Source organism: Paenibacillus liaoningensis (assembly GCF_059609455.1).
Genome location: NZ_JCAALU010000005.1, coordinates 18,488 through 32,472 on the forward strand (window position 1 = coordinate 18,488; position 13,985 = coordinate 32,472).

At 50.6% G+C, this 13,985-nt stretch carries 10 protein-coding genes; 9 read left to right on the forward strand and 1 reads right to left on the reverse strand.

All coding sequences use genetic code 11. The features are described 5' to 3' along the window. Positions 1-12: 12 nt before the first annotated feature. The 7 genes from AC6B99_RS07960 to AC6B99_RS07990 all read left to right on the forward strand — a co-directional run bounded on the left by AC6B99_RS07960 (position 13) and on the right by AC6B99_RS07990 (position 6,576). Positions 13-780 (forward strand): amino acid ABC transporter permease, encoded by a 768-nt coding sequence (locus tag AC6B99_RS07960; protein ID WP_056043249.1) that lies wholly within the window; start codon positions 13-15, stop codon positions 778-780. 5 nt (positions 781-785) lie between these two features. After that, positions 786-1,496: an amino acid ABC transporter permease gene (locus tag AC6B99_RS07965; RefSeq protein WP_496663146.1), complete on the forward strand. Its 711-nt coding sequence runs from the start codon at positions 786-788 to the stop codon at positions 1,494-1,496. Then, positions 1,493-2,245, forward strand: a complete 753-nt coding sequence (locus AC6B99_RS07970; RefSeq protein ID WP_099519254.1) for an amino acid ABC transporter ATP-binding protein — start codon at positions 1,493-1,495, stop codon at positions 2,243-2,245. Before AC6B99_RS07965 ends, AC6B99_RS07970 begins: the two co-directional genes overlap by 4 nt. Before the next feature lie 40 nt (positions 2,246-2,285). Then, positions 2,286-3,302 carry an LLM class flavin-dependent oxidoreductase gene (locus AC6B99_RS07975; RefSeq protein ID WP_056043258.1) on the forward strand — a complete coding sequence of 339 codons (1,017 nt, stop codon included), beginning with the start codon at positions 2,286-2,288 and terminating at the stop codon, positions 3,300-3,302. A gap of 101 nt (positions 3,303-3,403) precedes the next feature. Next, on the forward strand, positions 3,404-4,579 hold the full coding sequence (locus AC6B99_RS07980) for an amidohydrolase (protein ID WP_496663147.1): 1,176 nt from the start codon (positions 3,404-3,406) through the stop codon (positions 4,577-4,579). A 109-nt stretch (positions 4,580-4,688) separates the two neighbouring features. Continuing rightward, positions 4,689-5,222 carry a GNAT family N-acetyltransferase gene (locus tag AC6B99_RS07985; protein WP_496663148.1) on the forward strand — a complete coding sequence of 178 codons (534 nt, stop codon included), beginning with the start codon at positions 4,689-4,691 and terminating at the stop codon, positions 5,220-5,222. Positions 5,223-5,244: 22 nt separating this feature from the next. Continuing rightward, the gene (locus AC6B99_RS07990) at positions 5,245-6,576 is read left to right on the forward strand and encodes an LLM class flavin-dependent oxidoreductase (protein WP_496663149.1); all 1,332 of its coding nucleotides are present in this window, start codon (positions 5,245-5,247) and stop codon (positions 6,574-6,576) included. A 234-nt stretch (positions 6,577-6,810) separates the two neighbouring features. Here the strand turns inward: AC6B99_RS07990 and AC6B99_RS07995 are convergent, their stop codons facing one another. Beyond that, a complete protein-coding gene (locus AC6B99_RS07995) occupies positions 6,811-7,821 on the reverse strand; it encodes a hypothetical protein (protein WP_496663150.1) in 1,011 nt (336 codons plus the stop codon). A 283-nt stretch (positions 7,822-8,104) separates the two neighbouring features. Here AC6B99_RS07995 and AC6B99_RS08000 point away from each other — a divergent pair, with 283 nt between their 5' ends. Further along, positions 8,105-9,928, forward strand: a complete 1,824-nt coding sequence (locus tag AC6B99_RS08000) for a glycoside hydrolase family 2 protein (protein ID WP_056043268.1) — start codon at positions 8,105-8,107, stop codon at positions 9,926-9,928. A gap of 1,023 nt (positions 9,929-10,951) precedes the next feature. Then, complete coding sequence (locus AC6B99_RS08005) at positions 10,952-13,981, forward strand: hybrid sensor histidine kinase/response regulator (protein WP_496663151.1); 3,030 nt, start codon at positions 10,952-10,954, stop codon at positions 13,979-13,981. Positions 13,982-13,985 lie beyond the last annotated feature (4 nt).

Sequence of the window (13,985 nt, forward strand, 5' to 3'; positions counted from 1 at the left end):
GGAGGGAAACATATGGGCAGAAAATTTGATATTCATTACTTGCTGGATTTCTTACCCAAATTGCTGTCTTACCTGCATATTACCTTGTTTATTGTGGCTGCATCCATTTTGCTGGGGCTCGTCGTTGGTTTTATCATCGCGCTGCCCCGGCTCTACAAAATTCCCGTATTGCAGCGTGCTTCGCAGGTATATGTATCCTTTTTCCGTGGAACGCCGATATTGATTCAGCTCTTTCTCATTTATTACGGCCTCCCGGAATTGCTCAAGCTCGTTCATATTGATGTATCGCGGGCCAATGTGCTCGTTTTCGTTATTTTGGCTTATGCTCTCCACAGTGGCGCTTTTATATCCGAGGCGATTCGGGCAGCGGTCAATGGGGTGGATCGTGGTCAGGTAGAGGCGGCTTATGCGATTGGCATGAGCGGCTATCAGGCGTTTACCCGTATTGTGCTGCCGCAGGCGCTGGCGATATCGATACCGATATTAGCGAATCTCGTCATCGGCAACTTGAAGGATACATCACTGGCATTCACGCTGGGAGCGATGGAAATGACAGGCAAGTCGCAGACGCTCGCCTCGGCGACCCAGCATTTTATTGAAACCTATATCGCTTTGTCGCTCATTTATTTTGTAATCAGCACTGCTTTGGAACGGACCTTCCATTATTTGGAGCGCAGGCTGCTGCGTCATGAGAAGCAAGTGGCTGAACCGGTCGTGCGTTATGGAAAAAGAAGGCTGTGGAAGCGGACGCTCATTACGCGCTTGGAGAAAGGAGGCTGAGCTTGATGTCACTAGACCCCGGATTTATATGGACGGCCTTTCTCAGCTTGTTCAAGGCGCTGCCGAATACACTTTATATTACCATCGTCTCGGTGCTCGTTGGTTTCATTATTGGTACTGCTGTTGCCCTCATTCGGATTTATCGGATTCCCGTCTTATATCCGCTGGCTAGCGCTTATGTGTTATTCATTCGTGGCACGCCGATGCTTATGCATTTGCTGCTGATCTATTTCGGCCTTCCGATCATCATCGATGGGTTTGCAAATACACTGGGACTTGGCTTTAATTCAACGGTCATTCCGTTAATCGGCTTTGCTTATATTTCTTTCTCAATTACAGCAGGAGCTTACATGTCGGAGGTTGTGCGCGCAGGCATTCTTGCGGTGAACCGCGGACAGATGGAGGCTGCCTATTCCATTGGAATGACGACGCCGCAGGCACTTCGCCGCATCGTATTGCCGCAGGCGCTCGCCGTCTGCTTGCCTAATTTATCCAACAATTTGATCGGCATGCTGCACGGTTCAACGCTTGCTTTTACCGTATCTGTCGTTGAGATCAACGCCCAGGCGCAAATTGTCGCGGCGACCAATTGGAAGTTTCTTGAGGCCTACATTGCTGCTGCGGTGCTGTTCTGGGGCATGACGATATTAATCGAGCAGGCAACAGCTTGGCTGGAGCGGAGAATTAATAAATACAATCGAGGTGGCGTAGCATGATTGAACTGAAGCAAATTTCCAAGTCGTTCGGGAAAAATCAGGTGCTTCAATCCATCGATTTGACGGTGGAAAAAGGCGAGGTCGTTGTTATTTTGGGCCCAAGCGGTTCAGGTAAAACAACCTTGCTGCGCTGCATCAATTATTTGGAGAAGCCCGATAATGGGCAAATCCGCATTGGCGAATTCGAGCTGGACTTCAAGGCAGCAGGGAAAAAAGATATTCACAACCTGCGCCAGCGCTCCGCAATGGTGTTCCAGCATTACAATTTATTCAAGCATAAGACGGCGCTGGAAAATGTAATGGAAGGGCTGCTCATTGTGCAGAAGCTGCCCAAAGATGAAGCAAGGCGGCGCAGCACGCAAATGCTCGAAAAGGTAGGGCTTGCGGCGAAGCTTGATGCCTACCCAAGCGAGCTGTCCGGCGGACAGCAGCAGCGGGTAGGCATCGCCCGCGCGCTTGCGCTGAACCCGGAAGTGATTTTGTTCGATGAGCCGACGTCGGCGCTTGACCCGGAGCTTGTGGGCGAGGTGCTTGACGTCATTCGCAAAATCGCTGGAGAAGGCATTACGATGATCGTCGTCACGCATGAAATGGGCTTCGCCCGCGATGTCGCAAACCATGTCGTCTTTATGGATGGCGGCGTCATCGTCGAGGAAGGCAAGCCAAGCGAGCTGTTCGGCAAGCCGAAGGAAGAGAGAACGAAGCAGTTTCTGAAGCGGATCGCGCCGGAACCTAGCTACAGCATATAAACGAGCGTTATGAGGCAATCGACGATGGGAGAGAATGAAAATGGCGATTAAGCTTAGCATTTTAGACCAAAGCCCTGTTTTTCCAGGCAGCACCCCGGCAGAGGCTTTTCAAAATACACTTACACTGGTGAAAAAGGCGGAGCAGCTCGGCTATAACCGCTTCTGGGTATCCGAGCATCATGATTCGGCGCAAGTTGCAGGCTCCTCGCCTGAGGTGCTGATCTCGTTTTTGCTTGCTCAAACAGAAAGTATCCGCATCGGCTCAGGCGGGATAATGCTGCAGCATTATAGCCCTTATAAAGTAGCGGAAAACTTTAATTTGCTGGCGACACTCGCTCCAGGGCGCGTAGATTTGGGCATTGGCCGGGCGCCAGGCGGGCTGCCCCGTTCCACGCAGGCTTTGCAGAAAGGCATTTCACAGGAGCAGTCCTTGCAGGATAAGCTGGTGGAATTAGAGCATTTTGTGCAAAATACGCTGCCTGCGGATCATGCGCTTGCTGGCCTTCAGGCTTCTCCTGTGCCTGAGCAGCCGGCCGAGATTTTCGTGCTTGGCGCCAGTGTGGCTAGTGCGAAGCTGGCAGCGGAAGCGGGTTATCCGTATGTGTTTGCCCAATTTATTAATAGCGATGCGGCTGTTGCGGAAGAGGCGCTAACTGCCTATCATGCGGAGTTCCGCTCGGATAAAGGCAAGCAGCCGCAGGCGATTTTGGCGTTGTCGCTCATTGCTGCAAATACCGATGAGGAAGCGGCGCATCTGGCCTCTGACCATAAAAACGTCAAAATTCATTTGGAAAACGGCAAGACGCTGACGGTCGGAACCGTCGAACAGGCGGAAGAATTCGGCAGGCAATCGGGCCAGACCTATACCGTTGAAGTGAAGGAAGCGGAAATTACGAAAGGCTCGAAGGAGACCGTTCGGAGGCGGCTGCTGGAATGGCAGCAGAAGCATCACGTTAATGAATTTATCGTCACGACAGCGGTGAAGGATTTTGAAGCTAGAATTCGTTCCTATGAGCTGTTATCTGAGGCATTCGCTGAGCTTGCTGTAGAAAGCTAGACACTTTATGAATTAGAGCAGTTACTGTGAAAGTTGAATAGCAGGGCAGGCAGCATGAATAGGCTGGAGTAAAAGCGCAAGGCCGAAGGGAGGACTTTAGCATGGCAGATACACAGGCGGCTGAGAGGACGCAGCAGCTAGGCGCAAAGCTAATTGAAATACGGCGCCAGCTGCACCAGCATCCCGAATTATCAAATGAAGAGTTTGCTACAACGAAGGCGATTCAACAATGGCTCACGGAAGCGGGCATTCGCATCGTCGATTATGGACTGAAAACGGGTGTAGTTGCCGAAGTAGGCGGCAAACACAGCGGGCCTGTACTTGCTTTGCGGGCTGATATTGATGCGCTGCCGATTCAAGAGGAGACAGGGCTGTCTTATGCTTCACAGGCCGCAGGGAAAATGCATGCTTGCGGGCATGATTATCATACCGCTTCTCTCATCGGTGCAGCCTTGCTGCTGAAGCAGCGCGAGGAGACGCTGGCGGGAACGGTGCGCCTTATTTTTCAACCATCTGAGGAAAAGGCGACGGGCGCGCAGGCGGTCATTGCAAGCGGCGCGCTTGAAGGTGTGGGGGCGATTTATGGGATTCATAATAAGCCGGATCTGCCCGTCGGGACGGTTGGGATTAAGCCGGGACCGATAATGGCAGCAGCCGATGGCTTTGTTGTTGAGGTGACAGGCAAGGGCAGCCATGCCGCTGTGCCAGAGGCAAGCATCGATCCAATTGTGACGGCGGCGCATATTGTGACGGCGCTGCAATCGATCGTCAGCCGAAATGTCAGCCCGCTGCTCAGCGCGGTCATTAGCGTGACGCGCATTCAAAGCGGCACTGCCTGGAATGTCATAGCGGAAAAGGCCGTCTTCGACGGGACGATTCGCACCTTTGACGAGCAGGTGAGGCAGCATGTGCTGGAGCGCTTCAAGCAGGTGGCGGAAAATGTAGCGGCTGCGTTCGGCGCAACTGCGGCGGTACGCTGGATTAAAGGGCCGCCAGCGGTTCAAAATGACGCTGCTTTAGTAGAAGCCGCAATCGCAGCAGCTCACGATTCGCTGCTGAATGTCGTAGAGCCGCTTCCGTCTTCTGCGGGCGAGGACTTTGCCTATTATCAGAAGCAAGTGCCGGGATTGTTTTTTTTCATGGGAACAGCGGGCCCGCAGGAATGGCATCATCCGGCCTTCGATATTGATGAGCAGGCGCTGCCGCTGACTGCTGCTTATTTTGCCAATCTCGCAAGCCGTTATTTGGAATCGTTCGGCGCAGCGAATGAACAATAAACGTACGGAATAACTCAGGAGCGAGTAGACGTCGCCTTATAGATGTAGCGGTCAAAGCTCTTTTTTAACCTATAATTCCGATAAAAATCATGCGAAAGGTGTGTATAGTGTGGCGAAAATCAAAGTGGAAGTTCGGGATGCGGTAGCGGAAGACCGCGAGGCGATTTTGCGTATCGTCGTAGCTGCTTATTCGCAGTACGAGGCTGTTATGTCACCAGATCGCTGGCTAGATTATAAGGCGTCTATTATTGAATCGGTTGATAAGGAAGGTCCTCAGGCGCGCATTATTGCGGAGGTTAATGGGGAAATCGTCGGCAGCGTGCTGCTGTTCACTTCTTCGGCTATCGCCTATGGGCGTCCAGAGCTGGAAATTGAGTCGCCGATTATCCGCTTGCTTGGGGTAGCGCCGGAGGCCCGCGGGCTTGGCGTTGCGACTGAGCTGATCAAGGAAAGCATTCGCCGCTCGCTCGCACTAGGAGCTTCCACGCTGCATTTGCACACCTCTGATTTAATGGCATCGGCGATCAAGCTTTATGAGAAGCTTGGCTTTGAACGTGCCACGGACAAGGAAATGTACAATGGCGATGTTTTGGTGAAATGCTACAAGCTGCAGCTTCAGGAAACGGCATTATTGTCTTCATAAAAATCCGGAGGAGGAATCGGTTATGGCTAAGCGGAAAAAAATCAAATTAGGTGCGATTGTACATGGGGTTGGCGGTCATGTTGGGGCTTGGAGACATAAGGATGCGGTGACGGATGCCAGCGTTAATTTTGAATTTTACAAGCAGCAGGCACAGAAGGCGGAAGCAGGCAAGTTCGATCTTGTATTTATTGCCGATGGACTCTATATTACCGAGCATTCGCTGCCTCATTTCTTGAATCGCTTTGAGCCGCTGACGATCCTTTCCGCGCTCGCAGCGGTCACGTCTAAGATTGGCTTGGTCGGCACACTGTCGACGTCCTATAGCGAGCCGTTCACCGTAGCGCGGCAGTTTGCTTCGCTCGATCATATTAGCGGCGGGCGCGGCGGCTGGAATGTCGTAACCTCTCCGCTTGAAGGCTCGGCGAAAAACTACAGCAAAGCTGATCATCCGACGCATCCGCAGCGCTACCGCATTGCCGAGGAATATTTGGAGGTAACACGCGGCCTCTGGGATTCGTGGGAAGATGATGCTTTTGTGCGGAATAAGGAGTCGGGCGTGTTTTTTGATCCGGAGAAGCTGCATCGTCTGAATCATAAAGGCGAGTTTTTCTCCGTGCAGGGGCCGCTTAATATCGCCCGCTCGAAGCAGGGCCATCCGGTTGTATTTCAAGCGGGGTCCTCGGAGGATGGACGCAATTTGGCAGCGAAAAGCGCCGATGCGGTATTTACGGGGCATGAATCGTTGGAGGAAGCGAAAGCCTTTTATCTCGATGTGAAAACTAGAGCGGCAGCGTACGGTCGGTCGGCCGATGAAATTGGCATTTTCCCTGGCATTTCTCCGATTATCGGACGTACACAGGAAGAAGCAGACCGCAAATACGAGGAGCTTGCTAGTCTCGTATCGATTGATAAGGCGCTGCAATTTTTGGGCCGGTTTTTCGAGCATTTCGACTTCTCGCAATTTCCGCTCGATGAGCCGTTCCCGGACATTGGCGATCTCGGCAGCAACAGCTTCCGCAGCGGCACGGACAAAATCAAGAGCAAAGCTCGGGAGCAGGGCTTGACGCTGCGTCAGGTCGCGCTCAGCGCAGCAACGCCGCGCACCGACTTTATCGGTACGCCGGAGAAAATCGCTGATTTAATTCAGCGCTGGCATGAGGAAGAGGGCGCCGATGGCTTCATTATCCATTCCTCCGTGCCTAAAGGGCTGGATGACTTCGTTGATCTAGTCGTGCCGATTTTGCAGGAGCGGGGCATCTACCGGACGGAGTATGAGCATGATACGCTGCGCGGCAATTTGGAGCTGCCGATTCCTGAAAATCGCTATGCCGCAAAGGCGCTAAGCGAAGCTTAAAACCGCACTTATGAGCAGTTGATAGGATGAAAGAATAGTAAATGTATTTGTATCATACACGAGTACCCTCATGCTGGACATTTTAGAAGTGTTCACTGTACGGGGACTCGTGTATTTGCTATTTACACTCATTGTTTTAACGATCCCCGGTATGACTTCCGTTCACTAGAGGATCATTTGGTTAAGCATGTGTGGGCCTTGCCGTTCAATGCAGGCTTATGCCTGATTCATTTATTATGAGCTGAACTTGCTTAGCTGGGTTTGGAGGTCTTGGATCAATTGCTTTCTATAATCCGCACGAAGATCAATCTCCGTAGTAGAATCGCCTGACCATTCATCGGCATCCAAATCTACATCCGCATCAGCAGCTATTTGCCATGCAAAGGGAGGCAGCACACCGCTCAGCGCTCTAAGCATGGGAGGCAATCCAACGCTTGCTTTCGTGCTTTCACTTGCAGCTTGCTCAATTAACTCAGACCTGTCTGGAAGCGGTGGCGGCTCTGGGCGATTGCTTTCCAATAGTTCCGTAATCGTATCAAGCAGATTCAAAATCTCCTCATCCGTAGCGCTAGATATATCCACTTCAGACACGGCATTTTTAATAGCGGTAAGCAACGTACTATCCGTATGATCATTGCTAATTTCGTCTTCCTCATTCTTATCAGTTAGATCGATATTCCCAAGCTGAGTTTGTAAATCCGTCAGCAAGGAGCGGATTTGCTCGGTCGTCAGCACTTTGACTGAAAAAGCTTCCTCAGAAGGGGCAGGCGGAGGCCCCTGTGGAGGAGCCGGCTTATTAGCATTCATGGTTTGCTTCATTTCGTCGAACAAATTCGTAATTTCCTCATCGGCAGCTGTGGACAGGTCGATGCCGGACAGCACATCATTCAGCAATCCTAATGGGCCGCCGTCTGTATCCGTCCCGAGTGTCGAACCATCATCGCCCTGTTGGAAGGCAAGAGATGCATGCAACTGCCGCTGCAAATGGACCAGAATGGATTTTTTCTGTTCAGTCGTTAACTCGCTTACGCTGGAGTCTGGGCTGTATATTTCTGTTGTACGGGCATATTGCTGCTGATAACCGCTCATATAACCCAGCATTTCTTGGCTGAGCTGCAGGGAGTCGGCTGATTTCTTTTTATCATCGCTTTGAAGCTGGGATTGCTTGGCTGCTGTGCTGGATTGATCAAGCAACGATGGCTGCTGCAACGAATTTTTATAATACGTATTAATGGATACAGACATATTCCATTCTCCTTTATCATTATCACTGCCGGCAGGCCCACGATTTACGTATCGGCTAGAAAGCTGAACAGAAGCTGAAGCTCCGCTGAATGGCAGCTTAGCGTTTTAGAAAATAGCACGTTAGCTAGTCCCCTAGTTAAAGCAAGCACGCCTATTAAACGACCGTTTTTTGGAGAGGGAGACTGCTTTTTCTGTTAATGAGGCACCTTGCAAAAAACGGAAATAGTGATAAAATAGTAGCGTTTACAATAGGGGCGTTAAAGCCATATTGGGGAGGCAAAGCATGTCCAGATTATTTCAGACCAATACGATTCGAAAAGTAAGAGAGCTCGGCGGTATGTGGGATTTTGTTACGGTGCCGGATGGGGAAATTCAGCTGGAAGCATTGGAATATCGATATAAGCTAGCCGTTCCGGGCTGCTGGGAAACCCATCCGGAGCTGCTGACATACAGTGGCAGAGGCGTTTACCGCACGAAGGTGACCGTGGAAAAAAGGACGTCGCTTCGCCTTGTTTTTAAAGGCGTCAGCCATACAGCTAATGTGTTTTTTGACGGGAAGCCGGTTGCCCGCCATTATAATGCGTATACGGCATTCGATGCCGTCATTCGCGATGTTGAAGCGGGCACACATGAGCTTGCCGTGCTCGTGGATAATTCTTTTAGCGAAGCGTCGTCGCTCCACGTTCCAAACGATTATTATACATACGGCGGAATTATTCGTCCTGTCATGCTGGAGGAAATTCAGGAGCTGTTTGTTGAGCGCCTATCATTTACCCCATTGAAAGGGGTAAATGCAAAAACAGAAACAAAAACAAAGATAGGATCAGAAATAGGATCAGATATAGAAATGGAAATGGAAATAGAATCCGAATCGGAAGCAGAGCAGCAAAGTGCTGGCAGCTGGCAGGCAGACATTCGCGCTTGCATCCGTTATCCGGCGCTATCGAAGAAGCATACGCAGGTGCAGCTGACTGCTAAGCTGACGGCAACGATTGCAGGGCAGACGCTGGAGCTTGGCAGTGTAAGCTTGCAGCCGGGAGAGACGGTCACAGTAGGCGGCGTTTTCAGCATTGATCAGGTGCAGTCTTGGTCGCAGGAAAATCCGGCTTTGTATTTGCTGCAGGTTTTGCTGCAAATTGAAGGGCAAACGGCTCCTGTCGATGATTTGGTGGAACGCGTCGGCTTCCGTACGGTTACGACGGAGCGTGGACGCATTCAGCTGAACGGCGAGGATATCGTACTTCAAGGATTTAATCGCCATGAGGATCATCCGCTGACGGGGTCATCATTCCCGCTGCCGCTCATGGCACAGGATTTGCAGTTGATGCTGGATATGGGCGCTAATGCGGTGCGTACGAGCCATTATCCGAATGATGAGCGGTTCCTCGATTTATGCGATGAGCACGGCGTGCTCGTATGGGAAGAAAATCATGCCCGCGGCTTGTCGATTGAGCAAATGCGCAATCCAAATTTTATTTGGCAGTGCGAGCAGGTTAATCGAGAGATGGTGGAGCAGCATTATAATCATCCCTCGATTGTCATTTGGGCAATTCTGAATGAATGCGCCAGCGACTTGGAGGAAGGACGCATTCACTACAAACGGCAGCTGGAGCAAATTCGGGCCATGGACAGCAGCAGGCCGCTAACGTTTGCCTCCCATCACCGCGAGAAGGAAATTTGCTTTGACCTGGCGGACATTGTGTCATGTAATTTGTATCCGGGCTGGTACGGCGATGAAGATCCAGGCGAGCTGTGCGATGCGGCGCGAGGCTGGGCCGATGCCGCAGGCGGTGCGGGCAAGCCGATGATTATGAGCGAGTTCGGCGGAGACGGCCATTATGGCTTGCGCGACCCGAACCGGGTACGCGGCACGGAGGAGCGCCAGGCGGATATTATAGAAGCGAATTTGCAGGCGTACACCTCTCGGGAGTACATGTCCGGCATGTTCATCTGGCAGTTTTGCGATTGCCGGGTAACCGAGGGCACGGGCTGGCTACTCGCCCGCGCTGGTACGCAGAACAGCAAAGGCATTGTGGACCGCTATCGCAGGCCAAAGCTGGCGTATGAGGTTGTGAAGAAATATTTTCGCGGGAAAGCTAGCTTATAAGGCAAGAGAGACTAGTAAATGAAAGTGATTTAGCACAGGTATGGAGACATCCAGCTAAATAGGATCACCATTAAAGCGATGGAGTTAAACGGCGTGCTGCCGTTTGCTCCATCGTTTTTTTATGTGATTAGGGCGTGTATGTGAACGTAAGCGAGCCAGATGCTGATTGATTTTAGCGTCAAACGCATTCCCGCTGCAGTATCGCAACCGAATCCGGTATACTCCCTGCCCAATGATGGACTTGGCGGACACAGCAGCCGCTATTTCAACAAAATCACGGGTTATGGCACAGTCCGCGGACTCAGGAGCAGCTAATGCGCTGCCAACAGCCAATTTGACGGGATAATGAGGACGATAACGGATTTCCTGTCCGCTTACGGTCTGAAATCGGAGCAAAAGCCAGAATAGCGGAACCTCAGTCCGCCAAAAAAAGGGAGCGTTCCCGAACTGCGGTGTCTCAGCCACAGTGGTTTCAGTAATAGTAATCTCAGCAACGCACCTATCCGGCTGTCCCCAGCCTTAACTCGGTATACGAGGTTTGTCTTGAATAAGCAAGAAGTAAGCATTAAGTAAACACTAAGCAAGCAGCAGCAGGCCAACTCTGGTTTGCATACACATCCTAGTCAAATATTTAGTTTTAGTTAGGATGTTCAGCTTCCCTTTTTCAAGTTTTCACGCGAGTTTTAAGTGATTGTTAAGAGGGATTTATTATATTGGAGGTGTAATGGCGAAATTGTAGAGAACTTGATAACTTGAGATTTCAATTGGGCGTTTGAAGCTTTTCAGGCGGCATCTATGTTTTAGGAGTCTGTTCTCCACGCCTTTTGTCCTCACCAACTCAGGGGCAGGCGGGATTTCATCGTTGTGCAAGCTGTAATCAGCGGCGGCGGATGTTTTAAAGGATAGACAGGGCAATTCGAGAATGAGAAAATAAAGGAAGCACAGCCTTAAATAGATACGAACGCTATGAAGTTAACCTATGACCGTAAAAATAAACGATTATCGCAAGCAAGGGGGGCTGAGGTGCGCCACATCAGAACAGATCGCTTTCTACTGGGACTTGGCATCATGACGCTGCTCCTCGCGCTCGTTTTATTGCAGCAAATGATAGGCGGCCGCGAGACGCTCACGGCGAAGCAGGGCATTTTAACTTTGCCTAGCGTGGAATGGCTGGATAAGCGAGTCGTTTCCTTGGATGGGGAGTGGGCGTTTTATCCGAATCAGCTGTTGTCGCCAGAGGAAATTAGGCAAGCAAAGGCGAGGCCCGTTATCATTCATGTGCCAGGCAACTGGAACGAAGCGCAGCATAATAATGGTGATTTAATGACTGGGAAAGGCTATGGAACGTACCGGCTGCTTGTGCGAAATGTGCCGCCGAATGAGCCGCTGGCGATAGCCAAACGTTATGTTCGTTTTTCCGATGCGATGTATGTCAATGGACAGCTGCTCGGGCGATCTGGCCAGCCAGGGAGTTCTGTTGAAACCTACCAACCGCGCAATGTGCCTTATACGGTGTATTTTCACTCGGAGGGTACGGAGATTGAAATTGTGCTGCAAGTGGCTAATTTCGATTTTCATAGCGGCGGTATTAACGGTGCCATTGATCTGGGCCTTAGTCAGCGTATCGAAGCGAGAACGACCCTGCAGTCTGGGCTTGAGTTATTAACGATAGGCATTGTCCTGATTTTGGGGCTTTTGTTTTTTTATTTGTACTTTCGTCTGCATCGAGATGGGCTTCAATTGCTGTATGGGCTGTTCTTTATTGGTTTCGCACTCATTGTATTTACAAATGGGGAGCGGCTGCTGCTGCAGTTTTTTCCGGAAATGCCCTTTGAGGCTGCCTTCAAGCTGAAGTATATCGCGGTGTATAGCGTACCTGCTATTGTATTTGTTATTGTATCGCGAATTGCAGCACGGCTAATGATTCGGAGATGGCTGCAGGCTGCAAGTGCTTTATTAGCTCTATATGTGACTTTGATTGTGCTACTGCCGTTTCACATTTATTCGTATGCTCAAGACAGTATTTATTTAGTTATTCTGTTTACCTATGTAGCGGCCTCTGTCATGCTCCTGTCCCAGTATGTGCGGGGCGAATATGGGAGCATCAGCAAAGCGCAGTTTCAATTGCTTATTACATGCGTATGGATGATGCTTATCAACAGCGCACTGGCGATCGTAGTGGTATGGAACCCGATAAGCCAAATTTTGCTCAATGGAGCGACTCTGCTGCTTCTCGGTGCTTTTGCCATGCTGATCGTTTATCAATATGTCAGCGCTTATGATTCCATGCAACAGCTTACTCATCAATTACAGCTGGCAGATAAGGCTAAGGATGAGTTTTTACTGCTAACCTCCCATGAGTTGAACTCGCCGCTGCACAGCATCCTTCATTTATCGAAATCGCTTCTGGGGTCGCCGCTGCGTCAGACGGACGAGATTGGCATACGTGAGAAGCTGCAGCTCATACGCAATACAGCCCACCGAATGTCGAATCACGTAAATGATTTGATCGACATGTCGCGCTTTAAAGATGGCAGCATGAAGGTGGCAATGGGCACGGTTGATCTGGTGTCCTCCATCTCAGTCGTTGTTGAGGTGCTTGGCTTTCTAGCTAATGGAAAAGGGATCGTCCTCATGCGGAAAATCGAGCCCGAAGCCCGCTATATTATGGCCGACGAGAGCAGGGTGCAGCAGGTGCTATACAGCATCGTTTATCACATGATTGGCCGGCGGAGCCATAGGGAGCTTATATTCGAGTGTTTAAAGCAGGATGAAAACGTGCGAATCATTCTAAGGTACAAGCCTCGCTTAGCGGAGCCAATAGGCGATAGGATGGAGGAGGGTTTTTCTGCAAAGAAGTCAAGCAGTGTTGCGGCAGCAGGATTGTCTTTTGCCTCAGAGCTTATCCGCTTAATGGGTGGGACGCTTCTCATTCATGATGCGGAGGAATACATTCAAATCGAACTGAAATCTGCAAAAATAGTAGATGGGAAAGCCCTTTCAGAGGTTGCCGCTGCCCGAGCCAAACATGAATGGCATGGGGAACGCAGCCATGGTGGAGCTTCGGCAGTGATACTTATTGCTACCGCAGATCTCGCAGATATGGAGCATTTGAGTACATTGCTTTCTACAGAAGGCTTTCAGATGATGTTCGCGGGCTCCGATACGGAGGCGCAAAAGCTTCTGGAGCGGCAGCGGCAGCCAGATTTGGTTATTGTGGATGCGCTGCTTCCGCCTGCAACAGGCTATGTGCTGTGCAAACGAATTCGAAATGATTTTACCCAAGCCGAGCTTCCGGTATTATTTATTAATATGCGCGGCACACCCGCAGATGTTGAAGCATGTCTGAGAGCGGGTGGAAATGATTTTATTACGCGCCCGCTTGATGCGGGAGAAATTCTCGTACGTGTACATACGCTGCTTGGGATGAAACGGCTGGTCAAGGAAGCAGCGGGCAATGAAATGGCGTTTCTGCGATCGCAGATCAAGCCGCATTTTTTGTATAATGCCTTGGGCACGATTATGTCATTATGCTTTACAGATGGTCCGAGAGCAGGCGAGCTGCTGGGCAGCTTCAGCCGTTATTTGCGCATTCTTTTTCATCTGGATAATTCAGAGGAAACGATTCCGCTCAGCAAAGAAATGGAGCTTGTCCGGGCTTATGTAGAAATTGAACGGGAGCGATTTGGCAGCCGGCTTCAAGTGGAATTTAATGTAGATGACACGCTCCATTCCTGCAAAATTATGCCGCTTCTCATTGAGCCGCTGGTGGAAAATGCGATTCGCCATGGGGTGTCCAAAAAAATTAGCGGGGGAACCGTTCGCCTGTCGATTCGAAGGCTTGAGGACATGGTGCAGGTTGTAGTCGAGGACGATGGCGTTGGCATGCCACAGCAGCAGGCACAAGCCTTATTGAATAAAAGGGCTGGAGGGCAGGGCATCGGGTTGCAAAATGTACAGCGGCGGCTGAAGCATCTGAGTGGACAAGAGCCTTCCATTACCAGTGAGCCAGGAGCAGGTACAAAGGTAACGATCTTGTTCCCATTCCAGTAGTTGA